This is a genomic window from Lentzea sp. NPDC006480 (assembly GCF_040611995.1).
Classification (GTDB): Bacteria; Actinomycetota; Actinomycetes; order Mycobacteriales; family Pseudonocardiaceae; genus Lentzea.
Genome location: NZ_JBEXPJ010000004.1, coordinates 14,596 through 39,541, shown reverse-complemented (window position 1 = coordinate 39,541; position 24,946 = coordinate 14,596). Strand labels below are relative to the sequence as shown.

Here is a 24,946-nt window from a genome sequence, read left to right as displayed (position 1 = left end):
AACCTAAGACCTGGAGCGCACTCCACGGCAAAGAGATTCAGTCCTGGCCGATGTCCTCGTACCAGAGCTCGGGGCGCTCGGCGATGAACGTGGTCATCAGCTCGATCAGCGAAGGATCGTCGACGACCGTGATGCCGACGCCGTGCTCGGCCAGCCAGTCGTGGCCGCCGTGGAACGTCGTGGCCTCGCCGATCAGCACGTGGGAGATGCCGAACTGGCGCACCAGGCCGCTGCAGTACCAGCACGGCGAGAGGGTCGTGACCATGGTGGTGCCGCGATAGCTGCGCTGGCGGCCCGCGTTGCGGAAGGCCGAGGTCTCCGCGTGCATGGAGGCGTCGCCGTCCTGCACGCGGCGGTTGTGACCCCGGCCCAGCAAACGGCCGTCGCCGTCGAAGAGTGCCGCGCCGATGGGGATCCCGCCCTCGGCGAGTCCCATCCGCGCCTCTTCGACGGCGACGGCCAGCATGTCCTCAGCAGCAGTCATGCAGCTGAAACTACTTCGTCTTGAACAACTTCACCGTCATCGACGTGCCGGACTGACGGAGAACCTTCAGGCCGACACCGACGGCGGGCAGCTTCACGCCCGCGTTCGGCTGCTCGGCGAACCAGAACTGCTTGGTGTCGTCGAACGTCGGCTGGGCCGCCGCGCCGCGGATGTAGGACGCCTTGCCGTTGACGTGCAGCGTGAAGGAGTCGGACTTCTGCAGGCCGAACGGCGCGTCGTAGCCGCTGACGCTCACGGACCACTTGGCGCCCTCGAGGTTGTAGAGCGGCGCCGGGTTGGCGTCGATCGGCAGGATCAGGCCCTCACCGGGGTGCTCGCTCACGTTGTTGTCGAGGAACGAGGTGTTCCACAGCGACACCAGCAGACCGTCCTGGTACGCGAAGTGCTCCACGAAGTCGGGCTTGTCCGGGAAGCTGTAGCGGTAGGGGCCGGTCTTGTTGTACTGGCCGTACGACTCGTAGGTGCGGTTCGACGCGATGTAGAACTGGTCGAACGCCTTCGTCTCCTTGCCCACCGTCGTGCGGAACCCACGCGTGGTCCACGGGGAAGCCGCCTCCGCGCCGTCCGTCAGCACCGGGGCGCCGTCGGCGGTCACGGTGATGTCGTCGGCGAAGAAGCCCTGCAGCGCCAGGGCGCCGTCGGTGCGGTAGGCCAGGCGCAGCTTGGTGTTCTTGCCCGCGTAGGCGTTCAGGTTGACGCTCAGGTCGACCCACTGCCCGCCGGACGACGCGCTCAGCGCAGGCGCGTTCGCCGAGTCGCGCTGGAACGGCTGCCCGTTCGCCACGCCGTCGAGCTGCGTCCAGCTGCCGTCCTCATTGGACGCTTCGACGTAGAGGTAGTCGTAGTCCACCTCGATGTCGTAGCGGGCCTTCATGCTCAGCGACGCCGACGTCTTGCCGCGCAGGTCCAGCGGCACGGTCATGGAGTTGTCGAGGTCGTTGCCCTTGTCGCTCCACCACATCTTGGTGCCCGCGAACGGCGCGCCGTAGTCGAACGACTTCGAGATGTCCGGCAGCACCACGACGAGACCCTGGGCCTTGGCGGTGTTGTACTCGTGCGGACCGAGCTCGAACACCTTCTCCTGCCCCGCGACCGCGACCTCGTAGTCGAGCCAGCCGAGCTGCAGCTTGTCCCACGCGGAGAACTCGTTGGCTCGCTCACCGGGAGCCTCGCCGGGCGCGTTCACCCGGTTCTGCGCCATGATCGACCACCAGTTGACGCCGTTCGAGCCGCCCGCGGTGTCGTAGTGGTCCGGCAGGCCGAGGTCGTGGCCGAACTCGTGCGCGAAGACGCTGACGCCGCCGTTCTCGGGCTGCACGGTGTAGTCGCCGACCCAGATGCCGGTGTCACCGATCTGCGCGCCGCCGAGCTTGTTGGTGCCGGGGCCGGTCGAGTAGTTCTTGAACGCGTACCCGCGATGGCTCCACAGCGCGTCCTCACCCTGCAACGGGTCGCCGTCGGCCTGGTCACCACCCGCGTGCACGATCTGGAAGTGGTCGATGTACCCGTCGGGCTCGTTGAAGTCGCCGTCGGAGTCGTAGTCGTAGCGGTCCCACTGGTCGTACTCGGCCAGCGCCGCCTTGATCTGAGCGGTGGTCTTGCCCGCGGCCTGCTGGTCCGCGACCCACTGCGTGACGGCGTCCTTGATCAGCTCACGCGAGTTGTTGCAGATGTTCTCGTTGCACGGGTAACCGTTGCTGCGGCCGTAGCGCGCCTCGTTGTACTTGACCTTGACCCAGTCCGTGACGAGACCGTTGACCGTGTACCGGCCGCTCGACTGCTTGTCGTAGAAGTTCGCGACCGAGTTGGCGTCCTTCTTGCGGCTGAAGTACAGGTCCTGGAAGTACTTCTGGCTGAAGTCCGGGTGCCAGATCGTGGTGTTGTCCACGGCCCGGTTCGGCTCGGGGATCTGGTTGTGCGCCGGCCCGTCGAACCGCTGCGGCCCCGGCGTGGCGGGGTTCGTGTCGCGGTCCGGGTAGTCCGGGTGCCGCTCGTTGCCGAACTCCGCCAGGATCACGAAGATCTTGTCGGTCTTCTCGCGCTTGAGCTCGACGTACTGGTCCTTGTTCTGCTTCTTGCCGACCTTCGCGACGGTGCTGGTGCCGCGCTTCTCGGTCTTGGCCTCACCAGTCAGCACCTCGGCCAGCGCCTGCTGCTTCAACGCGCGGCGCTTGAGCTCCAGCTCGTGGGGCTGCTCGTCGGACTGCTGCCGCACCTGCGGCTCTGGCTGCTGCGCCGGCACCGCGACGGCCGGTGTCACCAGGCCGGTCGTGAGCAGCGTGAGCGCCGCTGCTCCCGCCAATAGTCTTCGCACGTTGTTCGTCCCCTCTCGGATCCGGAGGGCACGCTACGTAGCTGATCTGCGGCTCAACACGTCCGAAAGTCGGGACTAACCGGACAGCCCGCAGGCGGCAAGGTTCCCTTCATCGACGTGGGCCGGACAGCCTGTGCGCGCGGACACGCTCCAGGAGGCTCACTTCGGCGGCAGGGCCTCCACGAAGTCGCGGCACCGCCCGATCCAGTCGTCCAGCGCTGAGTCCTCCGACACAGCCGCGCCGTCCACCACGACCCAGCCCTTCATCGGCCGGCCGGTGAAGTCGAACACCCGCGCGCCGGGCTCGGTCAGCGCGTCGGCGTGCGCTTCGGGGCCCACGCGGGCGATCAGGTCCGTGCCCATCACGCCTACCAGCATGTTTCCGTTCCACATGAACACCACGCCGCCGAACATCTTCTTGGCCACCACGCCCGGCAGCGGTCCCAGCACGTCACCCAGGCGGTGGGCGAGGCCCTCGTCGTAAGCCATGGGCTGAATACTGTCTCAGCGAGTTGCCAGGCGCCTCTCAGTTTCGTGTGGCTTCATGGACATACAGGACATTAGGAGGCCATCTTGTTCGGCTTGGTCGGCTTCGTGCTCTTTTGGCTGCTGACGCTGTTCATCCTGGTGATGATCGGCCGGATGATCGTCGACTGGGCCATCACGCTCGAGGCCCGCGGCGACTGGGTGTGGAAGGTGCGCCGGGTGACGCACGCGGTGACCGAGCCCGTGTTGGCGCCGGTGCGCAAGGTGTTGCCGCCGCTGCGGTTCGGCGGGTTCGGGCTGGACCTGGCGTTCACGGTCGTGTTCATCGCCGCGTTGATCCTCAGGTCGATCGTGGCATGAGGACGCCAGGGTTCAGCACGCCCGCGGGGTCCAGTGCGGCCTTGGCACCGGACAACGCCAGACCGAACGCGTCCGGCCGCTGGCGGGTGTACCAGGGCAGGTGATCACGGCCCACGGCGTGGTGGTGCGTGATGGTGCCGCCCGCCGAGATCAACGCCTCGGACACCGCGGCCTTGATCTCGTCCCACTGCGAGGTCAGGCTCCCCCACCGCCCCGGCGCGTAGATGCCGTAGTAGGGCGCCGGGCCGTCCGGGTAGACGTGAGTGAAGCGGCACGTCACGATGCCGACGCCGCACACCGCTCGCAAAGCGGAGGTCGCCGCCTCAACGACCGCCGCGTGCAACGAGGCGAACCGATCCCAGGTGCACGCTGTCTCGAACGTCTCGGTGATCATCCCGTGCTGGGCCATCGCGTCGCGCTGATAAGGCATGCGCAGGAACGACTTCCGCCACTGCGACGCCGCTCCCTCGATGACCTCGCCGTCGCCGCACAGCTCCACAGCCCGCGCCAGCAACGCGTCCACCGGGTGGTCGGCCGACTCGAATGCCAGCACCAGCACCGAAGAAGCCGCACCGGCGTTCAGAAAAGCTTCAGCCGGATCCAGCAGCCGGCAGTTGGCGGGATGCAGCCCGGACTGCGCGATCGACCGCGTCGCCTCGACCGCGCGCTCCCACGACTCGAACCGAACCGAAGCCCCGGCGCGGAACACCGGCGGCGACTGCAACCGCATCCACGCCTCGGTGATCACGCCCAACGTCCCCTCGGAACCGAGGAACAGCCGGTCGGGCGACGGACCGGCCCCTGAACCCGGCAACCGCCGCGACTCGGAAACGCCGGCGGGAGTGACGACTCGGAGCGACTCGGTCAGGTCGTCGATGTGCGTGTAGAGCGTCGCGTAGTGGCCACCGGCGCGGGTCGCGAGCCAGCCGCCGAGTGTGGAGAACTCGAACGACTGCGGGAAGTGCCGCAACGTCAGCCCGGAAGCCTTCAGCTGCGCCTCCAGCGACGGCCCGAACACACCCGCCTGGACGCGCGCGGCACGGGACACCGGATCGACCTCCAGCACCCGGTCCAGCAACGAGAGATCCAGCGTCACCACCCGGTCCAGCTCTCGCGGCTCCACCCCGCCGACCACGGAAGTGCCGCCACCAAAGGGAATCACCGCGACACCGGCCGAGGAACACCAGTCCAGCACGTCGACGACGTCCTGTTCGGTACGTGGCCGCGCAACGGCATCCGGCAACGGCCCGACGTCACCGGAGAGGTTCCGCGTGACGTCGCGGTAGGCCTGACCGCGGGCGTGCGAAAGCCGGTCGAGCACGTCGGTCGAGTAGAGATCACCAGGTGGAGAGACCCGAGGCGGTGGCACGTCCAAAGACGAGGGATCCGGCGCGGCGTGGAACGTCAGGTCCGCGTCCGGCAGCACCGCCCGCACCCGAGCGACCAGCGCGTCACGCTCCTGCGGGGTGACGGCGTCCTCGACGTTGCCCCAGCCCCACCACGACCTCGTTGTCATGCCGAGCAACCATAAGCGAAACGTCGCAGTTCTGGAATACCTGGAACCGGAAAGCACTAGCGTCGCGTCCATGAAGCCCTGGGGGATCGTGGCTTTGATCGCGGCTGTGCTGGCCACGCTCGCCTACATCGCGTTGAGACCAGAAGGCGACGGGGCGACCGACGACGATGCCGACCGCTCGGCGGAGTGCCTCGCCAGATACCCGGTGCCGGACAGCGCGGCGTCGTTCGCACGCCGCGAGCTGGAGCCGTACAGCCAGTGCGGCGGCTGGGACGTCATCGAGTACACCGACATCGGCAACCGCCTCACCGACACCGACCAGCCCAGCTCGCGCCTGGTCATCCGCATCCACCACGACGAGCACACCGCCCTGTGGTCCCACCAGGACGCCATCACCGCCTGCTACCGCGTGGAGTTCGACTACTACGGCCTCGACAGCGGCCCCTCCCGGGTCAAGTGCCCACCCGGCGCGCCGGCGCTGCTCCCGCCGGGCATCAAGCACGGCGGCGTGCCCGACAACTACAAGGATGCCTTCAAGGCGGCTTTATCCGCGCTCCCATCCGCCCCCAACCGCGACGAGGTGCTCGGTGCGGTGCGCGCGAAGCTGCCACAGTTGCCGATCGACGAGCACGGGCAGCCCTGGCGCGAACCGACCCTGGACGCGTTCGTCGACAACGGCGGCATCGGTATCACCGCCGACGGCACGAAAGGCCAGTGCCTCGAAGGCACCCGCCTCGCGGACGGCACCGTCACAGTCGAGGTTCAGACCCCCTCTGACATACCGGAGGTCACCAAGACCTGCACCGCCGAAGGCGCACTGCTCTCCAAGCGCCCGCTGAAGTGACCTAGCCCGCCCCGAAGCACACGAAGCCAACGGCCGCAGCGTAAGCAGCGTCGTCGACCGCAGCCCGTTGCACCGCCGCCAAAGCCTCGGCGGGCGCCATCCCGGCAGCCAGCTTCTGGTGCAGCTCCACCATCACCGGCGCCGTCCCGTCGGTCGGCACCGGCACCACGGGCGCGATCAACGTCCGAGTGCCCAGGCTCAGCAGTGCCGCCGTGAACCCCATCAACTCATCGCCAGGCCGAACCGCCGACTGCCCGGTGTCACAAGCCGACAGCACCACGCGGGTCGGCGGCTGGTGCAAGCGCTCGATGTCGTAGACGGTCAACGGCCCATCAGCCAGCTCCAGCGCCGAGAACAACGGGTTGTCGACGCGGAACGACCCGTGCGCCGCGATGTGCGCCAGAGCAGCACCGTCCATTGCGGACGCGACCGCGCTCACCGTCGCCTCGGCGTCGACCAGAACCCGGCCGGGCACGTGCGCACTGATCGCCTTGATCTCCGCGGGCGCGGCGGCCATCCGAGGCCCGGCGGCCAGCACCGCCTCGCCGGACGCGTCAGCCACGGAACAAGCGCGCAACCACACCGAGGCGGACGGCGCGACGGTCACCTGACGCTCCAACACGGCCCACGGCAGCCCGTTCAACGCGCCGGTCGGCACCACGACCAACGGCCGCCCGTCGATCCGCGCGGCCAGCGGCGCCATCAACCGCTGAGCCAGCAACGAAGCAGCGTGAGCAGCCGAAGACCGCGCCACCGCCAGGTTCGGCAGCTGCGGCGGCAAGGTCACCAGCCGGTGCAACGCGAAGCGCAGCAACCGGATCTCGCGGACCGCACCTTCCGCCGGCCCGAGCGAGTGCAGCGTGGCCCGGCCGCCGGCCAGCACCACCGCCATCAGCTCGCCGCCGTACTCCACGAACTCGATCAGCGCGGCAGTGCCCAAGGCACCACCCAGCGCGGCGACGGACGGCGGCTTGAACACCGCCACCTCACCGGACATCTGCCGAGTCAGGTCGCGCACCCGTTGCTCGGCCCGCACCAGCTTCACCCGCAACGCACCCGCGGGCTTCCCGGCCAGCAGAGCGGACTCGATGTCCGCCGACACCGCGCGCAACGACGCCAAAGCGTCCTCAAGACGTGGATCATCCGGCGGCGACACGGCCTTCATCCGCAACGCCCCGGCCCGCCAGCTCTCCGTCCACGACAGGACTCTGGCCGCGTTCCCGGAGGCCACGGCCAGCCCCAGCCCCTCCAGCGCCAGCGCCTGCCCCTGCACCCCGGTCGACGCCCGCAGCTCGGCCGCACCCAGCGAGACCCGGTACTCGTCCAGCAACCCGATCCCCCGGCGCAGCGCGGCCGACGTCCCCCGGACATCCCCGGAAAGCTTGCGCCGCAACGCTTCCGCGTACCAGCCACGCACCCGCAGCCCCGCTGGACCGCGCAACCGCGAAGCAGCCGCGACGGACAGCTCCGCCACCGCCCGCGCACGATGGCCGAGATCAGCCGCCACCAGCCCGGCGTCGATCCGGGCCTCCAGAGCGGGCAACCGCCAGTCCATCGCGTCCAGCTCGGCGGCCACGCGGGACAACGCCAGCCGCAACGGCCGCGTCCGGTCACCGCGCAGCACGGCGGCGTGCAGCTCCAGGTACCGCGCTCCGGCAGCCCACAACAGCCTCTGCTCACGCCGGAAGCGGCGGCGTGCCTCAGCGGCAAAAGCATTAGCCGCGTCCGGATCGTCGTCCAGCAAGGCGATCCGCGCGCGGAAGTACAGCGCCTCCGACACGCCCAGCGGGTTCTTCAACGCCTTCAGCTCGGTGATCGCCCGATCGGCCGCCACGCGCGCCTCGTCCAGCAGCGGCACCGACACCAGCAGCTCCAGCCGGTTCACCAGCAGCACGGGACGCATCACGTCGAGCCGCCGGTGCACCTCCTCCGCCTTGTCGAACAGGGTCAGCGCGGCCGGCACGTCACCGGACCGGGTCGCCATGATCCCGGCGTTCCAGTGCACGTCCGCGACGCCGAGCTCCTGCCCCAGCTCCCCCAGCAACGCAGCCGCGATCTCGAAGTCGGCGGAGGCCTCGCGCATGTCACCGACATACGCGCGCACCAGGCCGCGGTTGTTGTGCGCGCGGGCCTCGACGAGCTTGTCGCCGACCCGGCGTGCCCCGGCGATCGCGGCCGTGTAGTCGCGCTGCGCGTCGTCGTACCGGGTCAGGTAGTGGAAGACGACACCGCGCTGCATCAACGCGGCCACCGCGTCCGCACCGGAAAGCTCCGGCATCGCGAGGTCCAGCATCTTCAACGCCTGCTGATGCTTACCGGTGTACGCGAGCACCCACGCCAGCGACATCTGCGCCAGAGCGGACAAACGCGGCAGCGAGGCATCAACGGCGATCTTGATGGACCGGCGCAGGTGCCGTGCCGCGCCGGCGAAGTCGTGCATCTCGCGCAGTGCGAGACCGATCGCCCGCTCGGCGATCGACCATTCCGCGCGATCTTCCGTCGTGCGGAGGACCGCGCGGGCCATCTCGACGGCCGCACGCGGGTTGCGCTGCCTGGCCTCCAGCGCGTCCGCCGCACAAAAGTCGGTCACGGCGTCACTTTATCCGCTGTGGTAGCTTGATCAAGCTCGGTCGGGGTGCCCGTCAACGCTGCTTTAGTGAGGCCGTGGTGTCAAAAACGCCAGAAAGCGCGGAGCTTTACCAAAAAGCTTTTCTGCAGCTCATCGCCGAGGACAAGAACATCAGCTTCCACGCCGAACGCGGGCGTGAATTCCTTTACCGGCCCGGCCAGCTGCTGGTCAGCGCCGAGGATCAGCAACGCGTGATCGAAAAGCTGCGGGAAAACAACATCGTCGCGCGCCCCGGCGAAGGATTCGCCGGAATGGCCCGGCTGACGTTGCCGAACAACGCGGAGGAGATTCCCCGCATCGTTCGATTGTTGCGAGATCAACGAAACTGGCCTAATCAGCGGGTGCCACTCGTGCAGCCGCACCACGTGATCGTCGGCCACGGCGGTCTGGTGATGGGCAACCCCGGCGACCGGCCCTACCCGACCGACCCGATCAGCGCGCCCAAGATGGACGAGCGCCTCAGGGACGTCCGCGTCGGCATCATCGACACGGGCATCTCCCAGGGCGCCGACAGCGACCACTCCGAGTGGTTCGCCGAGCGCTACGCCAAGGAGGCCGACGACGTCGACCCCGCCTTCAGCAACGGGGACGTCTTCGCGTTGCAGGGCGGGCACGGCACGTTCGTCGCGGGCGTGATCCAGGGCGCCGCGCCCGGCGTCACGTTCGACCCCGAGATCGCGCTCGACGCCAACGGCTTCGGCGACGAGGAACGGCTCTGCCGCAAGATCACCGAGCTGGGCCGCAAGAAGATCAACGTCCTCAACCTCTCGCTGGGCTGCTTCACCGAGGACGACGTGGCGTCCGAACCCCTTCGCCGCACGATCGACGCCCTGCCGGACGACATCGTCGTGGTCGCCTCCGCGGGCAACTCCGGCACGCAGCGGCCGAGCTGGCCCGCCGCCCTGTGCGGGGTCACCGCGGTCGCCGCCGCGGAGCAGACCGAGGACGGCGCGATCATCCCTGCCTGGTACTCGAACTGGGGCCACTGGGTCGATGCCTGCGCGATCGGCAACCGCGCGTCGACCTACCTCAAGGGCGAGTGGAAGCTGCCGGGCGAGTCCTCTACGCCGTTCGCGCTGTGGGCTTACTGGTACGGCACGTCGTTCGCCGCGCCCCTGGTGACCGGCCGGATCGCCGCCACGATGGCCTCGGACGGCATCACCGCAGCTCAGGCACGTGACAAACTGTTGAGTGAGCCGGAGTTCGCCCCCGGCTACGGAGTTTTCGTCAAATAGTTGTATCTGGGGAGCAACCTCGGCCTCCGCCAGTTGTGACCGCAAGGAGTCGACGTGACCGCAGGATCCCCGATCGCCGCGCTCGTGAGCGCGGCGGCCGAGGGCGACCAGTCGGCGTGGAACGAGATCGTCGACCGGTACACGCCGCTGGTGGTGTCGGTGATCTACAAGCACCGGCTTCGCCCGGCGGACGCGGCCGACGTGAACCAGACGCTGTGGCTTCGGCTCGTGGAGCAGATCGGCCGGCTCCGGGAGCCGGAGGCGCTGCCCGGCTGGATCATGACGACCACCCGCAACGAGTGTCTGCGCGTGCTGCGCGTGCAGCAGCGGACGCACCTCTACGACCCGTTGTCCGAGTCCGATGCACTGGAGTCGGAGCAGCTGGACGCGGACGTGGAGTCCGACCTGCTGGCGGTGGAGCGGCGGCAGGCCTTGCGGGACGGGTTCGCCGAGCTCACGGACCAGTGCAAGCGGTTGCTGACGAAGCTGATGACGGACCCGCCGCCGAGCTACCAGGTCGTGAGCGAAGAGCTCGCGATGCCGGTCGGCAGCATCGGCCCGACGCGGATACGTTGCCTGGAGAAGCTGCGCAAGACCCCTGCTCTCTCAGCGTTCCTGGGAGGGCCGGCGACGAGAGGAGGTGTGCTGGGTGCGGCACGACTGGGACAGTGACGAAGTACTGCTCGACGCCTTGCGCGACGCGTTGAGCACACCTTCCGAGGAAGTCCCGCCGGAGTTCGTGGAGGCCGCGAAGGCCGCCTTCACCTGGCGGAACATCGACGAGGAACTGCTGCTGATCACGTCGTACGACTCGGTGCTGGACGACACGCTGTTCGCTCGCGCCAGGTCCACCGCGACGGCCAGGCAGCTGGTGTTCGACGCGCACGACGTGGCGTTGCAGGTCGAGGTGTCGGCGGCGGGGATCACCGGTCAGCTGATGCCGGCCACCGGTTCGGTCACGCTGGTGACGCCTTCCGGTGACCACGAAACGGCGGCCGTCGACGAACTGGGGATGTTCGTGATGGGGATGGCACCGCGCGGACCGGTGAAGTTCCGGTTCGCCAGCGGTTGCACCGATTGGTTTATCCTCTGAACACCATTCGAGTGACAGTGGAATTCATTCGTTCGGCCTACATCTGCGGCCAGTAGGGTTGTCGACGCTCCGAATTCGCGTCGCGAGAGGTGTGCCGCTGTGGTCGATCGAGTCAGCTGGGTGCCGGAAGGTGTCAACGTCGACGTGCCGAGTTCCGCCCGGATCTACGACTACCTGCTCGGCGGCGGGCACAACTTCGAAGCGGACCGCGAGACGGCAGAGGCGCTGATCAAGGTGCTGCCGGTGCGCGGCATGGCGCGGCTCAACCGCGCCTACCTGCGCCGGGCCGTGCTGGAGCTGGCGGACCTCGGCATCCGGCAGTTCCTGGACCTCGGCTCGGGCATCCCTACGGTCGGCAACGTGCACGAGGTGGCGCACGAGGTCGCTCCCGAGTCGAAGATCGTGTACGTCGACTTCGAACCGGTCGCGATCACGCACGCCGAGCTGATGCTGGCCGACGAGCCGAACGTGACGGCGTTGCTGGCCGATCTGCGCGAGCCGGAGAAGGTCGTCGCCCAGGCCCGCGAACACCTCGACTTCTCCCAGCCGATCGGGTTGCTGGTCGTGGGCGTCCTGCAGTTCATCCCGGACTCCGACGACCCGTGGGGCGTGTTGTCGCGTTACGTGGAAGCGCTCTCGTCCGGTTCGTACCTGGCGCTGTCGCACTTCACCGCGGACAGCATGCCGGCGGCCATGGCGGCCGGTAGGGAGATCTTCGCGAAGACCGCGGAGCCGATCACCCCGCGCACCAAGGCCCAGGTGGCGGACATGCTGGCGGGCACCGAGATCATCGAGCCCGGCATCGTGTTCACGCCGCAGTGGCGGCCGGAGACTCCCGAGGACGTCGGCGACGACCCGGCGAAGGCGAACCTCTACGCCGCGGTGGGCCGCAAGCCCTGATGACTCCCTCGCCCCTCGCACAGCGCTGGGCGGCTGTTCTGATCGAGAGCTCGTACTCGCCGATGTCTCGGCGGAAGCTGACGCAGCATCTCGACGAACACGCCGCCCGGCTGCGTGCTGGGCAGGCCGCGATCGCCATCGGCGAGTGGCTGGTGCGCAGGCGCTTCACCGGGCCGGACTCGTTGCGGCGCACGCTGGAGGTGCTGGCGCCGGAGTTCCCGCCCGAGGTGCTCGGCGCGCTCGCGGCCGGGTACGTGCGGGCGACGCGCGACCAGTTGTTCGCCGAGCAGGAGAAGGTCAAGAACGCGCTGCTGAAGGCCGTCGAGGACGCGCAGCGCGACCTGCACGACAGCGAGGCCAGGTTCGCCCAGGTCTTCGCGTCGACCGCGGCGGGCATCGCGATCTTCGACCTGCTCGGCACCGTCGTCGAAGCGAACGACGCGCTGGCTTCGATGCTCGGGTACGAGGAGATGCCGAAGGAACTCTTCACCGAGGCCGACGCGCTGGAGCTGGCGACCGCGTGCTCGCGCATGATCGCGTCCTCTGTGGACACTGATCGGCGCGAGTGGGAGCTGACTCGCGGCAACGGCGACACGGTGTGGGCGAACGTCGTGCTGTCGGTGCTGCGCGGGTCGGACGGGCTGCCGAAGTTCTTCGTCGCGCTGATCGAGGACGTGACCGAGCAGCGGATGCTGCAGGAGTGGCTGCGGCGCCAGTCGTTGACGGACCTGCTGACCGGACTGCCGAACCGCTCGTCGTTCACGGACAAGCTGGAGTCCGCGCTGGCGTCCGGTGCCCAGTACACGCTGGGATACCTGGACGTCGACAGTCTGACGATCGTGAACGACGGACTCGGCTACGTCGCCGGCGACGCGGTTCTGGTCGAGGTCGCGCGACGGCTGCGGGTCGCGCTGCCGGACGCCGTCGTGGCGCGGGTCGGCGGTGACGAGTTCGTGGTGCTGATCCAGGGATCGCCGGACGTGGCCGCACTCGCCGCGATGATCGACGAGGAACTCTCCGAGCCGGTGTACCTGGAGGGCGCGGGCGTCGCGGTGTCGACGTCCATCGGGTTCGTGCACGCGGCCGGGCCCGGCGTCGACCCGAACGTGGTGCTGCGGCGGGCGCATTCGACGTTGCGGCGTGCCGAGACCGGCGGCAAGAGACAGTGGGCGTTCTACGACCACGAGGCGGACGTGGCCGATCGTGCCCGGTTCGCGCGGATCGCGGCCATGCCCGGTGCCTTCGAGAACGGCGAGATCTCCGTGGAGTACGCGCCGGTGTCGTGGGTGTCGGGCTCGCTGGCCTTCGTCGAGGCTTCCGTGCGATGGGGCGTTTCGCGGCATGACGACGTGGTGGCCTACGCCGACGCGCTGGGCCTGGCTGCACGCCTGGGGCAGATGGTGTTGCACGACGCGTGTTCGCGCGGCGAGCCGGTGTTGATCAGGCTGTCCCGGGACCAGTCACGGGACCCGGACCTGGCGGCGCACGTGCGGTCGAACCTGCGCGCGTGTGCTTTCCCGGCTTCGTCGTTGTTCGTGGCGCTGGACGTGCGGGCGATGCCGGACGGCGAGGAGAACCTCGAAGTGCTGCACGACATGGGTGTCCACGTGTTGCTGCACGAGTTCGGCGGCGGGTTCGCCGGTTTGTCCACTGTGGATCGCAGCCCGGTGTGGGGTGTGCGGCTCGCGCCGGCGCCCTCGGAACGGCTGGCGCGGCAGGGATTGGCGCTCATGGTGCCGTTGCTGCGATCGGCGGGCGTGCACGTGATCGGCGGGCCGGGCGACCGGGACGAGCTGCAGGCGCTGGGCGTGGACCTGGCGGTGGGCCTCCCGGTCTGAGTTCCCGGGAGGCCCACCGTCGCGGTCAGGCCGCGTCGACGACCTCGGCGAGGTCAGCCTTGGCGGAGCCGGCGAAGAGCTGCTCGACGCGCCTCTTCTCCGCCGCGTTCGGGCTGGTGTTAGGGCACTGGATGCCACCGGTCGAACCCGACATCAGGCTGGAGCACGGCCCGGGCTTGACGTCCGGCAGGCCCAGGATGTGACCCATCTCGTGGGCGGCGATCCGAACCCTGTTGTAGCCCTGGTCGACCGCCTGCTTGCCCATCCAGATCTTGCCGTTGCCCAGCGAGGTCGGCTGGGCCCGCGGCCAGCCGGGGTCCGACACGATGGTGAAGTTCGCGCGGGTACCGGGCTGAGCCTTCGCGATCTGGACGTTCTTCACGCTGGAGTTCCAGACCTTCACGGCCTCCGTGATGTCCGACTCGTACTGAGCCGCACCCGTGGAGTCGTAGGTGAGACGACGAACAGCCTGTGCGGTGCCGGCGAAGACCGTTGACAGGGCGGCCGCCGCTGCCAGCACAGCAATTGTTTTGCGCAGGAACACAGGAATCTCCTCGCAATGCAGGGTAATTGCTCCCCGACTGTATCGCCGAAGCGTTGGCGCACAAGAAGAGTCAAGTGTCAATCAGCACTGGCACGGTCCAGTGCGTTGGTAGGAAGAACGCCTCGGTGCTGCGGTTTCGTGTTCCTGAGCCACGAACAGACCGCCGCCGGAAGAGGGGTATAACTGTTGACGCCCCCTGGATCTGATGGTCCAGAGGGCGTCACCGAGATGAGGCGGTTCAGGCGAACGAAGGCTGCCGCAGCGCGTGCTCCACCAGCGCGATCAGGATCTGCTTCGTCGACTGCCGGTTCCGTGCGTCGCAAGGAATTATCGGCACCGAGGACGGGATCGTCAGCGCGTCCCGCACCTCCTCGGCCCGGTGGTGCATCAGGCCGTCGAAGCAGTTCACCGCGATCACGTAAGGGAGTTCGCGGTCCTCGAAGAAGTCGATGGGCGCGAACGCCTCGTCGATCCTGCGGGTGTCGACCATGACCACGGCGCCGATCGCACCGCGGACCAGGTCGTCCCACATGAACCAGAACCGGTGCTGTCCGGGCGTGCCGAACAGGTAGAGGATCAGGTCCTTGTCCAGCGACACGCGGCCGAAGTCCATGGCCACCGTCGTGGTGACCTTGTCCGGCACCGCGGACAGGTCGTCGACACCGACCGAGGCCTGCGTCATGACGGCCTCGGTGGTCAGCGGGGTGATCTCGGAAACCGAGCCGACGAACGTCGTTTTACCGACGCCGAACCCTCCCGCGACGACGATCTTCGCCGACGTCGCGGTCAGGTCGACCCCAGGTGACCCGGGACGACCCGGAGCACCGTTGCTCATGGGGAGCTTCTCTCTACTCAGGCGCGCATGGAAACGTGCAGCTGGGCACGGATCTCCGGCGTCAGCTGGAGACCCACCCGCTCCACCAGCCGGGTCATCGCGTAACCGATGAGCCCGATGTCGCAGTTGGGCGCGGCGAGCACGGCGAGGCAGGACCCGTCGCTGATGGACATCAGGAAAAGATAGCCCCGTTCCATCTCGACGACGGTTTGTTTCACCTCACCCGCCTCGAAGCAACGCGCCGCGCCGAGGTTCAGCGAAACCAGGCCGGACGACACAGCGGCCAGCTGTTCGGCGCGGTCGTGCGGGAGCCGGTCCGACGAGGCGAGCAGCAGACCGTCCGCCGAGACGACGATCGCGTGCGCGACACCGGCGACCCTGCTGACGAAGTCCTCGACCAGCCAGCTGAAGTTGTCCAGTTCCTCAGTCGCGGTGGTCACTGGTGTTCCCTTTCTGCGATCACGGGGATGCCACCGACGGCGGAGTCGAAGAGCGACTCGCGGCCCATCTGGACACCCTTCTGGTACGTGGCGAACCGCTGGCGGAGCCGTTCCGCGGAACGGCCTCCGGTGCCGGCGGCGGCCAGCTGGGGAACGGGTGACGACGGTTTGGGAGAGGAGCCCGGGACCAGGCGCGCCTTCGGGACGCGCTTGGGCAGGCCGTTCTCCGTCGTCTGTGCGGGCACGCTGCTTTCCAGCGCACCGGCGGCTCGCCAGCCCTCGTCGGCCGATCCCCAGTCGGACTCGGCGAAGTCGGCGACCGCGCGCGGCACCGCCGTTGGTGCCTCGGACTTCGAAGGTTCCACCGAACGCTGCCGCTTGGGCAGGCCGTTCACCGTGGAGGGTTCGGACTCGTCGTGTCCCGGCTCCGCTGCCGGAACGTCCTTTGTGGAGCTCACAGGTGTGGCGTTGACGACCGTGGCCTCGGCGACCGCGGACCCGGCAACCGCGGTTCCGGTGACGGCCGGTCGCTGCGGTGTGGCGGCCGGGGTCTGGAACCACCGGGACAGGCTGTCGGCGTCGATCTCCTCGACGTCGTCCCTGATGGCCGGGAAGATCTCGGTGGCCGGGTCGGCGGGCTCGGCGGGCTTCTCCAGCGGCGGCTCGTACGAGTAACCGTCCTCAGCGGACTCCTCGGACGCCGCGACGCGAGCGGTGAACAGGCCGTCCGCGGACGTCTGCTCGATGCGGTGACGTCCGGAGGGCTCGTCGGACTCCGCCGGGGAGGACAGCAGGACCGGGTGCTCCGGCGTCCACTTCGGCACGCCGGCGAGACCCTCGTTGGTGGTCTCGACCGGGGTGGCCGCGGGAGGCAACGGCAGCGCGGGCGCGGGTCCCTTGTGCAGCAACGAGATCGGCAGGATCACCTGGGCGGTGACACCGCCTTCGATGTCGTCGTTGTTCGCGAGCGTCACCCGGATCTCGTGCCGCTTGGCGAGCTGGCCGACCACGTACAGGCCCATCTCGCGGGCCACCGAGACGTCGACCTCCGGCGGCTCGGCGAGTTTCGCGTTGGACTCGGCGATGTCGGCGTCCTGCATGCCGACGCCGCGGTCGTGGATGCGGATCGCGACCTCGCCCTTGCGGGTCTCGATCGTGCGCACGGTGACCTTGGTGGTGGGCTTGGAGAACGCGGTCGCGTTGTCGAGCAGCTCGGCGATGAGGTGCGCGAGGTCGTTGACCACGCGGCCCTGCACCATCAGGTCCGGCGTCGGCGCGATCTGGACGCGCGCGTACTTCTCCACCTCGGACACCGCGGCGCCGAGCACCTCGGCGATCGCGACCGGGCGGGTGACGCGGCGGTTGACCGTCGTGCCGGAGAGCACCAGCAGGTTCTCGCTGTTGCGGCGCATCTGCGTGGCGAGGTGGTCGAGCTCGAACAGCGACGCCAGGTGGTCCGGGTCCTGCTCGTCCTGCTCCAGCCGGTCGATCACACTGATCTGGCGTTCCACCAACGCCTGCGAGCGCCGCGACAGGTTGATGAACATGTCGTTGACGTTCGCGCGCAGGGCCACCTGCTCGACGGCGAGGCGGACGGCTTCGCGCTGCACCAGGTCGAACGCCCGCGCGACCTGACCGACTTCCTCGGTCGTGTTGAGCGGCACCGGCACGATCGCCTCTTCCGCGGCGCGTTCGGGGTCGCGGTGCGAACGGATTCGGCGGATGGCCTCTGGCAGCTGGTTGCGGGCGACGTCGAGGGCGCTGCGGCGCAGCACGCGCAGCGGGCGCAGCATCGACTGCGCGACCATCGCCATCAGGCCGAACGCGATGAGCAGCGACGCGGCGACGAGCCCGGCGTCGCGCCACGCGTCGGTGCGCGCGATGCTCGCGAGGTTCGAGGTCGTGGCGTCGGCCTGGCCCTCCAGGTCCGTGGCGACCTCGCGCAGCAGCTTCGCGGTGTCCTCGCCGACGCCGAGGACCTCGGTGTCCGGGATCGACACCGGCTTGTTCTCGGCGTCCTGCGCGAGCGCCAGCTTCACCAGGCGGTTGCGGCCGTCGACCGAGGCGCCGGAGACCTTGTCCTGGAACTTCTGCTGGTTCGCGGCGGAGGCCACGTCGTTGAACTCGTTCAGCGCCGCGTCCAGCCGGGACTGCGCGGCGCGCAGCTCGTCCGTGCCGCCGGGCGCGAAACCCTTGCGCAGCGCGGTCGCGGTGAGGATCGCGTTCTGCTGGCCGACCTGTTCCTGGGCCTGGTACAGCGCCTGCGCGGCGGCGACCAGCGGAACGATCGCCGGTTCGCTGAGACTCGAGATCGCGGCGCGGTGCACCTGGCCGAGCGCGGCGATGATCTGGTTGTAGGCCCCGATCACGGCCATGTCCGGGTACTTGGTGCTCAGGATCGTGACGCGCAAGCTCGCCAGACCGTCCAGCGACTGCAGCGACTTCCCGAACGCTTCCTTCAGGGGCGCGCTCAACGCGGTGGTCGTCGCGCCCGCGTCCCGGTACTTGCCCAGCTCCGTGTCGGTGAGGCCGGTGCGGGCGGCGTGCTCCGGGCACGCGTTCTGCCGGCCGGCGCCGACGCACTGCACAGCCCAGTCGCGCTCGACCTGCAGCGCGTTCTCCACCTTCGCGGCCTGGTGGCTCACGGCGAGCTCGCGCTGGACGGTGCCGAACAGCTCCACGTCGTCGAGCTGGGTGTTCAGGCGCAGGCCCGCGAGCGTCGCGGTGCTCAGAGCCGGAACCAGCAACACCACCGCGAGCTTGCTCCGCAGCCGCCAGTTGCGTAGACGAAACCGGTCGATGCCCCGCTGGTCCTCACGACCGCGCACCGTCAACACTCCCCGCCCCGTTTAATAGCTGCAAACCTGGTGGATCTTGGAGTAAAACGCGCCGTTCTCATACCGCCGTTCGGACGACAAAACAGCTGGTTCGAGAATCAACAACTTTGAGCTGGGCCGCTAAACGGTCCCTTGCCGATAATTCATCCGGTGGAAACAACAGCGCGGGTGACGATGATCTCGGCGCGATCACAGTCACCCGCGCTGTTCGTCAACTGCCGGAGGGCTGGATGAGCATCGGCTTGACGTCGAACTCCTTGTCGAGCAGCCCGTAGCGCTGCATCAGCTGCGGGATGCGCTGCAGCCGGGTCGCGTCGAGCGTGGTCGGGAAGGCGCCGAAGTGGACAAGAGCTGCGGTTTCCTTGTCGACCTTGGCGTACTCGACGAGCAGCGGCTCGACCGTGGGACGGTCGACGGCGTCGGCCTGGCCCTTGGCGATCGCACGCTGGAACGCGGCCACCGTCTTGGGGTTCTTCTTGGCGAACTCACCGCTGGTCGCGAAGCCCGCGATCGGGATGTTGTCCGTCGGGCCGGAAGCCGCGTCGAGGATCTTGACCTGACCGGCGGTGCGCTGGGCCTTGGTGATGAACGGCTCGACCATGAACGCCGCGTCGACGGTCTTGTTCGCGACCGCCGCCTGCATGTCCGGGAACGGCATCTCCTTGAACGTGACCGACTTCGGGTCGACGTTCGCCGCCTCCAGCGTCGCCTTCGCGGTCAGCTCCGCGATGTTCTTGAACGTGTTGATCGCGATGGTCTTGCCCGCGAGGTCCTGGGGCGACTTGATGTTGGAGTCACCGGCCGCCAAGATCAGGAACATGTCGGGTTTGGCCTGGTAGCCATCGGCGATGAGCTTGAGCCCGTCGACCGCCTTGGCCGCGTCCTTCGACTGGGCGGCGAAGAACGAGACCCAGTTGCCGAACGTCATGTCGAGCTCTTTGTTGATCAGGCCGGGGATCGCCTGAGCGCCACCCTGGATGGTCTTGAGCTCGACCTCGAGACCCTCGGCCGCGAAGTAGCCCTTCTTCTTCGCCACGTGCACGGACGCGACGTCGAGGATCGGAAGCACCCCCAGGGTGATCTTGGGCTTCTCGACCTGGCCGTTCGGGTCGGCCGCGGGCGTCTGCTCTTTGCCGCCGAGCAGTCCACAGCTCGCCACGGTGGCGAGCAGCGTGGCAAGGGCGATGCCACGGACGGCCATACGGCGGACTCTTCGAGTCATCGGGAGCACTCTCCTGTCGGAGCGGTGTCGTCGTTGCGGGGTTAACGCGACGGTCAACCACTCAGAGTAGTGATGCTGCTCCAAAAGACCCCAGTTGACCGACACGCGCAGGTTCCAGTCCACTACCTGCGGTGAGCATCTAAGCACAGCAGGTCTAGGGCGAGGAGAACCCAGTTGAAGCGCGCAGTAGCGGTCGTCGGCGCCGGGCCGGCCGGTCTGACCTTGGCAAACCTGATCCAGCAGTCAGGTATCGACTGCGTCGTCCTCGAAAAAGCTAGTCGTGCTCATGTGGAAACCCGACCACGGGCGGGCGTCCTCGAACACCGCTCCGTAACCATGCTTGAGTCCCTGGGACTCGCCGATCGTTTGCTGATGGAAGCAGACCGTCACGGAACGTGTGAATTCCGCGTGAGCGGCCAGGCGTTCCAGGTGTCGTACAGCGATCTGTACGGGGACCAGAAGCACTACGTGTACCCCCAGCAGGAAGTGGTGAAAGACCTGATCGGGTCATTCCTGGACGCTGGGGGTGACATCCGGTTCTCGGTCAGCGACGTGGAGTTGCGAGACCTGACATCTTCTGCGCCGTCCGTGCACTGGACCAGCGCGGATGGGGTACGCACGTGTGTCAGCGCGGACTTCGTGGCCGGGTGCGACGGGTTCCACGGGGTGAGCCGGCCGTCCATTCCCGAAGGCGTGCTGAAGGAATTCACCCATCAGCACGGAATCGAGTGGCTCGCCATTCTCGCGGAGGCGCCGCCGTCGACTAAAGCCATCATTTATGCATTGCACGAGGATGGTTTCGCCGGGCACATGTTGCGATCGCCTTCCATTTCCCGGTTCTACTTGCAGGTGCCGGTCGGAACTAAAGCTTCGGACTGGTCCGATGAACAAGTGTGGGAAGCGCTGCACAAGAGGTTCGCGCTGCACGACTCCACCTGGTCGCTGACCGAGGGAAAGATCATCGAGAAGCGCGTGCTGGACATGCGCAGCCACGTCGTGGAGCCCATGTCGTACGGCCGGCTCTACCTGCTGGGTGACGCAGCCCACATCATCACCCCGGTCGGCGCCAAGGGCATGAACCTCGCGATGAACGACGCCGCAACGTTCGGACGTGCACTGATCTCCTACTACGAGACCGGTTCGGAGACCGGTCTCAAGACCTACTCGGAGGACTGCCTGCGCCGCGTGTGGCGGGCCCAGGAATTCTCCCAGTGGATGGTGAACATGATCCACACCGACGTGAGCTCGCCGTTCTTCGGACGCCTGGCCCAGGCCCGGCTGGAGCACCTGGCCGAGTCGCCTGCCTACCGCGCGACCTTCGCGGAGAACTACGTCGGCCCCTGAGGGCACAAATCTCGCCCTCTGGGGTGAGTCCCCGGGGTCCCCTAACGGGTGACACCGTCCCCCTAGGGATCTCGTTTCGTCACGATCTGGGGCCAACTCCCGATGCCGGGGGATGTCGTTCATCCATACGGTTCAACACGACATCCCCCGATTCAGCTACAGGAGCTTGAGTCCCATGCAGCAGACCGCGCCCACCGAGCCCACCACGGTGCAGACCGGCCCGACGACCGTCGAGACCGGCAACACCACCGTCGAGACCGGTGGCACCACGGTGCAGACCGAGCAGATCACCCTGCACGACTTCACCCTCGGCCTGCTGACCGACCTGGACGCCCGCGAGGCGTTCCAGCAGGACCCGCTGGGCTGCCTGGAGGCCGCGGGCCTCAGCGACATCACCGCGACCGACGTGCACGAGATCCTGCCCCTGGTCCTCGACGCCGCCTCCGTGCCGAACGTCGACGCGGTCCAGGACGTCCTCGGCGGCGAGCTCCCGGCCGTCGACAGCCTGCTGCAGATCGCGGGCAACGTCGGCGGCGTGACCGGCCTGGCCGGCGCGGGCGACGTGGCCGGCCTCACCGGAATCGCCGCTCCCTCCGCCATCACCGCGCTGGTCTCGGACTTCTCCGGCCTGGGCGACGTGTCGAACACCCTCGACGCCACCGTTCTGAAGGGCACCGACGTCGTCTCGAACGTCTCGGACATCGCCACCGACAACTCGATCGTCACCAAGGTGACCGACGTGGCCAGCGTCTCCGACGTGACCACGGACGTGCACGACGTGTCCAACGTGCTCGTGAAGGACCTCGACACCGACGTCCTGACGAAGAACGTCGTCGACACCGACGTGCTCGTGAAGCACACCGACGTGCTGGTCAAGGACGTCGCGGACGTGCACGACACCGTCGACCTCAGCCACAACGTGGTGCAGGACGTCGCGCAGGTCGGCGACATCCACCACAACGTCGGCCAGGTCATCGGCGACGTCAACCTGGGCGACATCAACGTGCTCGACGGCATCGGCAACCACAACGACGTCGACGTCCACTTCTGAGCCTTCTGAACGTTCCTGGCGGTTCACGGGGGAACCGACGGCGGGCGCTCTCCTGCTCTGCCCCCGAGCGCTGAGTGCCCTCCGCTCCCCCGTTCTTGAAGGTTGTTCGCACGCCCTCCTGTGTGAACCTCGCACGGTGTCAGCTCTCTCGTTGGCTGGCGGGCCGACCCGCAGCCCTGACACCTGTGCGACGCAGATCAGCCCCGGACCGCGGCGGGTCCGGGGCTGATCTGCGTTCTCAAGCCGGGTTGTAGAGCGCGGCCAGTCCTCGTTCCATCGCCTCTCGTACGCGTCTCAGGTCCACCGGCGACCCGTGCCCTCCGCTGTCGTCAACCGCGCGCCACACCTCGGCAGGCGTGACTCCGTCGGGCAGATCCACGTACCACGCGAACCCGCGCGGCCTTGGCGGCGCACCGGCGTCCACGAGGTACGAGTTCACGAACGTGTCGATGATGTCCTGGTCGGGGTGCATCGGCGCGGGCGTGCGCACGACCCGGCGCGGTCCGGCGACCCACGCCAGCAACAGCTGATACCCGTTGTCCGGCAGGGCGAGCAGCCGCCGTTCTCCCAGCAGCACAACCCGGTCCCGCCCGCCGGACACCTCCACGGGCTCCGCGTCGACGACGAGGAACCGGTTCCAGTCGGTCACGCGACGAAGTGTCCGTCAGGAAGACACGGTTTCGCTCAGCGACTCGCGCTCCGCCGCAGCCCACTTCTCCACGTCCAGCGAAGGCTTGCCGACGTTCAGCAGCCGCGCCACCTTCGACCGCAGCGCCACGAACCCCTCGTCGGTCCGCGTCGTCACCTGGTCCCGCTCAGCGGGCAGCGGCACCTCCAGATCGGCCACCAGCCGCGCGGGAGACCCGGAGAGAACCAGGATCCGGTCCCCCAGGTACACCGACTCGTCGATGTCGTGCGTGACCACGAGAACGGTCGTGTCGTGCTCGCGGCGCACGCGGAGCAGGAGGTCCTCCAGCTCGAACCGGGTCTGCGCGTCCACCGAGGCGAACGGCTCGTCCATCAACAACAACGCGGGCCGGAAAGCCAGAGCGCGCGCGATCGCCACACGCTGCTGCATGCCACCGGAGAGCTGCCACGGCCGCTTGCGAGCAGCCGCACCAAGACCCACCCACTCCAGGGCCTCGGCGGCACGCGCACGCCGTTCAGCACGAGGAAGGCCCCGCAGCGGGAACTCCACGTTGCCCTGCACCGAGAGCCACGGGAAGAGCGAGCGCGAGTAGTCCTGGAACACCACGGCGAGGTGCGAGCCGTTCAGGGAAACGTCGCCGCGAGAGGGCGCGACGAGACCGGAGATCGTGCGCAGCAGTGTCGACTTGCCGCACCCCGACGGGCCCACCACGCACACCAGCTCGCCGGCGCGCACGGTGAACGTGAGGCCGCCGATGGCCTCGTGGTCGCCGTAGGTGTGGCCTAGGTCGGCCACCTCAAGCATGTTGCTCATCCCGACTCCTCGGTTGCCACGCCAACACCCTGCGTTCCACCGCGAGCAACGCGGTGTTGAGTCCGTAGCCGAGCACGCCCAACAGGACGATGCCGGCCCACATGCGCGTGTAGTCGAACTCGCGCTGTGCCTGCATGAGCTGCGAACCGATGCCGTTGTCCGTGCCCACCAGCTCGGAGATCACCATCAGCACCAACGACAAGGACAAGGAAACCCGCAGGCCCGCGAAGATCTTCGGGGAGGCGGCGGGCAGCACCACACCCAGAACCCATTGCCAGCGCGGGATCTGGAAGACCGCGGAAGTGTCCACTTTGGTCACGTCGACCGAACGGGCACCGTCCACGCTGTTCAGCAGCACCGGCCAGATCACGCCGAAGACGATCGTCGCGAGCTGCATCGAGGTGCCGCCGCGGAACAGCAGCAGGAACACCGGCACCAGCGCGGGCGGCGGGATCGAGCGCAGGAACACCAGCAGCGGGCCCGCGTACTCCATCGCCCGGTCCGAGCGGCCGAGCAGCAGCCCGAGCGACACGCCGATCACCGAGGCCAGCGCCCAGCCGCCCAGCAGCCGCTCCACGGACGGCACCACGTGGTCGAAGAAGTTCGCCGGTTCGAGCACCCACCACTCCCACGCGGCGGCCAGAATTGCCGAGGGAGGCGGGAAGAACGGGTCGTCGGCGAGCCAGCCGAGCAACTGCCACACGGCGACCAGACCGGCGAACACAGTCCACCGCTGCAGGAACCTGGTCACCAGGCCACCCAACGCCGGCGGACGCGCTCCAGGCCGCTGTTCAGCAGAACGCCGATCGCGCCCGCGACCACGGTGCCGACCAGCACCTGGTCCATCCGGCCCGGTCCGCTGCGGCCCTCCATGATGAAGTAGCCCAGACCGATCTGGCTGCCCGCCATCAGCTCCACGCTCACCATCACGATCAGCGCGGTCGTCGCCGCGAGCCGGATTCCGGTGAGGACGAACGGCAACGCGCTGGGCAGAGCCACCCGGAACAGCACGCCGAACCGGCCCGTTCCGAAAACCCTTGCTGTGTCAACGAGAAGCGGGTCCAGTTCGTCGAGCGCGTAAATGGTGTTGAACAGGATCGGCCACAGTGCCGCGTACACGGCCAGCGTGATCTTCGTTTCCGGGCCGAAGCCGAGCATCACCAGTGCGAGCGGAATCAGTGCCACAGAAGGGATCGGGCGCAGGAACTCGATGACCGCGCGCGTCGCGTGCCGGACCGCCGGAACGCTGCCGAGCACGAGTCCACTCGGCACCGCGATGGCGACGGCGATCACGATGGCGATCAGCACTGCCAGCACCGTTGCCACGACATGACTCAGAAAGGAAGGAGAGGTCAGTTGCGTGACCAGTTCACCGAACACGACGGACGGTGGCGGCAGCGAGTCCGCAGGGAGGAGCGGAGAGCGTCCTAAGAGCTCCCACAGCGCGAGAAACCCGGCGATGCCGAGGAGTCCCCTTGTGAACGCACGCAC

At 68.2% G+C, this 24,946-nt stretch carries 24 protein-coding genes; 9 read left to right on the top strand and 15 right to left on the bottom strand.

The genetic code is table 11. The features are described from left to right. Positions 1–37: 37 nt before the first annotated feature. From ABZX92_RS02960 to ABZX92_RS02950, 3 genes are all read right to left on the bottom strand, one after another. Positions 38–484 carry a nucleoside deaminase gene (locus ABZX92_RS02960; protein ID WP_355553091.1) on the bottom strand — a complete coding sequence of 149 codons (447 nt, stop codon included), beginning with the start codon at positions 482–484 and terminating at the stop codon, positions 38–40. A 10-nt stretch (positions 485–494) separates the two neighbouring features. Continuing rightward, entirely contained in the window at positions 495–2,819 is a 2,325-nt protein-coding gene (locus ABZX92_RS02955; RefSeq protein ID WP_355553088.1) for an immune inhibitor A domain-containing protein, read from the bottom strand. A gap of 159 nt (positions 2,820–2,978) precedes the next feature. Further along, positions 2,979–3,308 carry a TfoX/Sxy family protein gene (locus ABZX92_RS02950; RefSeq protein ID WP_355553085.1) on the bottom strand — a complete coding sequence of 110 codons (330 nt, stop codon included), beginning with the start codon at positions 3,306–3,308 and terminating at the stop codon, positions 2,979–2,981. A gap of 84 nt (positions 3,309–3,392) precedes the next feature. On the opposite strand from ABZX92_RS02950, the gene ABZX92_RS02945 reads away from it, so the two are divergent. Then, entirely contained in the window at positions 3,393–3,665 is a 273-nt protein-coding gene (locus ABZX92_RS02945; RefSeq protein WP_355553082.1) for a YggT family protein, read from the top strand. On the opposite strand, the gene ABZX92_RS02940 is transcribed toward ABZX92_RS02945, so the two are convergent. Beyond that, positions 3,646–5,181, bottom strand: a complete 1,536-nt coding sequence (locus ABZX92_RS02940; protein ID WP_355553079.1) for an FAD-binding oxidoreductase — start codon at positions 5,179–5,181, stop codon at positions 3,646–3,648. The two genes, ABZX92_RS02945 and ABZX92_RS02940, sit on opposite strands and share 20 nt — an antisense overlap. A 70-nt stretch (positions 5,182–5,251) precedes the next feature. Between ABZX92_RS02940 and ABZX92_RS02935 the strand changes: the two genes are divergently transcribed. After that, a complete protein-coding gene (locus tag ABZX92_RS02935; RefSeq protein ID WP_355553076.1) occupies positions 5,252–6,025 on the top strand; it encodes a hypothetical protein in 774 nt (257 codons plus the stop codon). A 1-nt stretch (position 6,026) separates the two neighbouring features. Here the strand turns inward: ABZX92_RS02935 and ABZX92_RS02930 are convergent, their stop codons facing one another. Then, the gene (locus tag ABZX92_RS02930) at positions 6,027–8,615 is read right to left on the bottom strand and encodes a CHAT domain-containing protein (RefSeq protein WP_355553073.1); all 2,589 of its coding nucleotides are present in this window, start codon (positions 8,613–8,615) and stop codon (positions 6,027–6,029) included. An 80-nt stretch (positions 8,616–8,695) separates the two neighbouring features. Beyond that, positions 8,696–9,016 (bottom strand): hypothetical protein, encoded by a 321-nt coding sequence (locus tag ABZX92_RS02925; protein WP_355553070.1) that lies wholly within the window; start codon positions 9,014–9,016, stop codon positions 8,696–8,698. On the opposite strand from ABZX92_RS02925, the gene ABZX92_RS02920 reads away from it, so the two are divergent. From ABZX92_RS02920 to ABZX92_RS02900, 5 genes are all read left to right on the top strand, one after another. Further along, positions 9,005–9,889: a S8 family serine peptidase gene (locus tag ABZX92_RS02920; RefSeq protein WP_355553067.1), complete on the top strand. Its 885-nt coding sequence runs from the start codon at positions 9,005–9,007 to the stop codon at positions 9,887–9,889. The two genes, ABZX92_RS02925 and ABZX92_RS02920, sit on opposite strands and share 12 nt — an antisense overlap. A 54-nt stretch (positions 9,890–9,943) precedes the next feature. Then, positions 9,944–10,561 (top strand): sigma-70 family RNA polymerase sigma factor, encoded by a 618-nt coding sequence (locus ABZX92_RS02915; protein WP_355553064.1) that lies wholly within the window; start codon positions 9,944–9,946, stop codon positions 10,559–10,561. Next, positions 10,539–10,982: a hypothetical protein gene (locus ABZX92_RS02910; RefSeq protein ID WP_355553061.1), complete on the top strand. Its 444-nt coding sequence runs from the start codon at positions 10,539–10,541 to the stop codon at positions 10,980–10,982. Before ABZX92_RS02915 ends, ABZX92_RS02910 begins: the two co-directional genes overlap by 23 nt. A gap of 99 nt (positions 10,983–11,081) precedes the next feature. Next, positions 11,082–11,882: an SAM-dependent methyltransferase gene (locus tag ABZX92_RS02905; RefSeq protein WP_355553058.1), complete on the top strand. Its 801-nt coding sequence runs from the start codon at positions 11,082–11,084 to the stop codon at positions 11,880–11,882. Then, positions 11,882–13,720 (top strand): diguanylate cyclase, encoded by a 1,839-nt coding sequence (locus ABZX92_RS02900; protein WP_355553055.1) that lies wholly within the window; start codon positions 11,882–11,884, stop codon positions 13,718–13,720. The genes ABZX92_RS02905 and ABZX92_RS02900 overlap by 1 nt, the downstream gene beginning before the upstream one ends. Positions 13,721–13,745: 25 nt before the next feature. Here the strand turns inward: ABZX92_RS02900 and ABZX92_RS02895 are convergent, their stop codons facing one another. From ABZX92_RS02895 to ABZX92_RS02875, 5 genes are all read right to left on the bottom strand, one after another. Next, complete coding sequence (locus tag ABZX92_RS02895) at positions 13,746–14,264, bottom strand: snapalysin family zinc-dependent metalloprotease (protein WP_355553053.1); 519 nt, start codon at positions 14,262–14,264, stop codon at positions 13,746–13,748. A gap of 238 nt (positions 14,265–14,502) precedes the next feature. Then, a complete protein-coding gene (locus ABZX92_RS02890) occupies positions 14,503–15,099 on the bottom strand; it encodes an ATP/GTP-binding protein (RefSeq protein ID WP_355553050.1) in 597 nt (198 codons plus the stop codon). A gap of 17 nt (positions 15,100–15,116) precedes the next feature. Then, a complete protein-coding gene (locus tag ABZX92_RS02885; RefSeq protein ID WP_030468876.1) occupies positions 15,117–15,539 on the bottom strand; it encodes a roadblock/LC7 domain-containing protein in 423 nt (140 codons plus the stop codon). Next, positions 15,536–18,367 (bottom strand): nitrate- and nitrite sensing domain-containing protein, encoded by a 2,832-nt coding sequence (locus tag ABZX92_RS02880; RefSeq protein ID WP_355553047.1) that lies wholly within the window; start codon positions 18,365–18,367, stop codon positions 15,536–15,538. The genes ABZX92_RS02885 and ABZX92_RS02880 overlap by 4 nt, the downstream gene beginning before the upstream one ends. A gap of 220 nt (positions 18,368–18,587) precedes the next feature. Next, positions 18,588–19,577 carry an ABC transporter substrate-binding protein gene (locus ABZX92_RS02875; RefSeq protein WP_355553044.1) on the bottom strand — a complete coding sequence of 330 codons (990 nt, stop codon included), beginning with the start codon at positions 19,575–19,577 and terminating at the stop codon, positions 18,588–18,590. Positions 19,578–19,772: 195 nt separating this feature from the next. Between ABZX92_RS02875 and ABZX92_RS02870 the strand changes: the two genes are divergently transcribed. Next, positions 19,773–20,942 (top strand): 4-hydroxybenzoate 3-monooxygenase, encoded by a 1,170-nt coding sequence (locus tag ABZX92_RS02870; protein WP_355553041.1) that lies wholly within the window; start codon positions 19,773–19,775, stop codon positions 20,940–20,942. 175 nt (positions 20,943–21,117) lie between these two features. Then, positions 21,118–21,993, top strand: coding sequence for an IniB N-terminal domain-containing protein (locus tag ABZX92_RS02865; protein ID WP_355553038.1), 876 nt, complete (start codon positions 21,118–21,120; stop codon positions 21,991–21,993). A gap of 238 nt (positions 21,994–22,231) precedes the next feature. Here ABZX92_RS02865 and ABZX92_RS02860 read toward each other — a convergent pair whose 3' ends face one another. The 4 genes from ABZX92_RS02860 to ABZX92_RS02845 are packed head-to-tail and all read right to left on the bottom strand — an operon-like array spanning position 22,232 to position 24,946. Continuing rightward, the gene (locus ABZX92_RS02860; RefSeq protein ID WP_355553035.1) at positions 22,232–22,642 is read right to left on the bottom strand and encodes a DUF5956 family protein; all 411 of its coding nucleotides are present in this window, start codon (positions 22,640–22,642) and stop codon (positions 22,232–22,234) included. A gap of 15 nt (positions 22,643–22,657) precedes the next feature. Beyond that, positions 22,658–23,455, bottom strand: coding sequence for an ABC transporter ATP-binding protein (locus ABZX92_RS02855; RefSeq protein ID WP_355553032.1), 798 nt, complete (start codon positions 23,453–23,455; stop codon positions 22,658–22,660). Beyond that, positions 23,439–24,206, bottom strand: a complete 768-nt coding sequence (locus tag ABZX92_RS02850) for an ABC transporter permease (RefSeq protein ID WP_355553029.1) — start codon at positions 24,204–24,206, stop codon at positions 23,439–23,441. The genes ABZX92_RS02855 and ABZX92_RS02850 overlap by 17 nt, the downstream gene beginning before the upstream one ends. Further along, positions 24,203–24,946, bottom strand: a complete 744-nt coding sequence (locus ABZX92_RS02845; RefSeq protein WP_355553026.1) for an ABC transporter permease — start codon at positions 24,944–24,946, stop codon at positions 24,203–24,205. The genes ABZX92_RS02850 and ABZX92_RS02845 overlap by 4 nt, the downstream gene beginning before the upstream one ends.

What these genes read in the sequence shown, in the direction of transcription:
- ABZX92_RS02935 (WP_355553076.1), top strand. Translation starts at nt 5,252, where the DNA reads ATGAAGCCCTGGGGGATCGTGGCTTTGATCGCGGCTGTGCTGGCCACG.
- ABZX92_RS02960 (WP_355553091.1), bottom strand. Translation starts at nt 484, where the DNA reads ATGACTGCTGCTGAGGACATGCTGGCCGTCGCCGTCGAAGAGGCGCGG.
- ABZX92_RS02940 (WP_355553079.1), bottom strand. Translation starts at nt 5,181, where the DNA reads ATGACAACGAGGTCGTGGTGGGGCTGGGGCAACGTCGAGGACGCCGTC.
- ABZX92_RS02865 (WP_355553038.1), top strand. Translation starts at nt 21,118, where the DNA reads ATGCAGCAGACCGCGCCCACCGAGCCCACCACGGTGCAGACCGGCCCG.
- ABZX92_RS02900 (WP_355553055.1), top strand. Translation starts at nt 11,882, where the DNA reads ATGACTCCCTCGCCCCTCGCACAGCGCTGGGCGGCTGTTCTGATCGAG.
- ABZX92_RS02950 (WP_355553085.1), bottom strand. Translation starts at nt 3,308, where the DNA reads ATGGCTTACGACGAGGGCCTCGCCCACCGCCTGGGTGACGTGCTGGGA.
- ABZX92_RS02875 (WP_355553044.1), bottom strand. Translation starts at nt 19,577, where the DNA reads ATGGCCGTCCGTGGCATCGCCCTTGCCACGCTGCTCGCCACCGTGGCG.
- ABZX92_RS02855 (WP_355553032.1), bottom strand. Translation starts at nt 23,455, where the DNA reads ATGAGCAACATGCTTGAGGTGGCCGACCTAGGCCACACCTACGGCGAC.
- ABZX92_RS02890 (WP_355553050.1), bottom strand. Translation starts at nt 15,099, where the DNA reads ATGAGCAACGGTGCTCCGGGTCGTCCCGGGTCACCTGGGGTCGACCTG.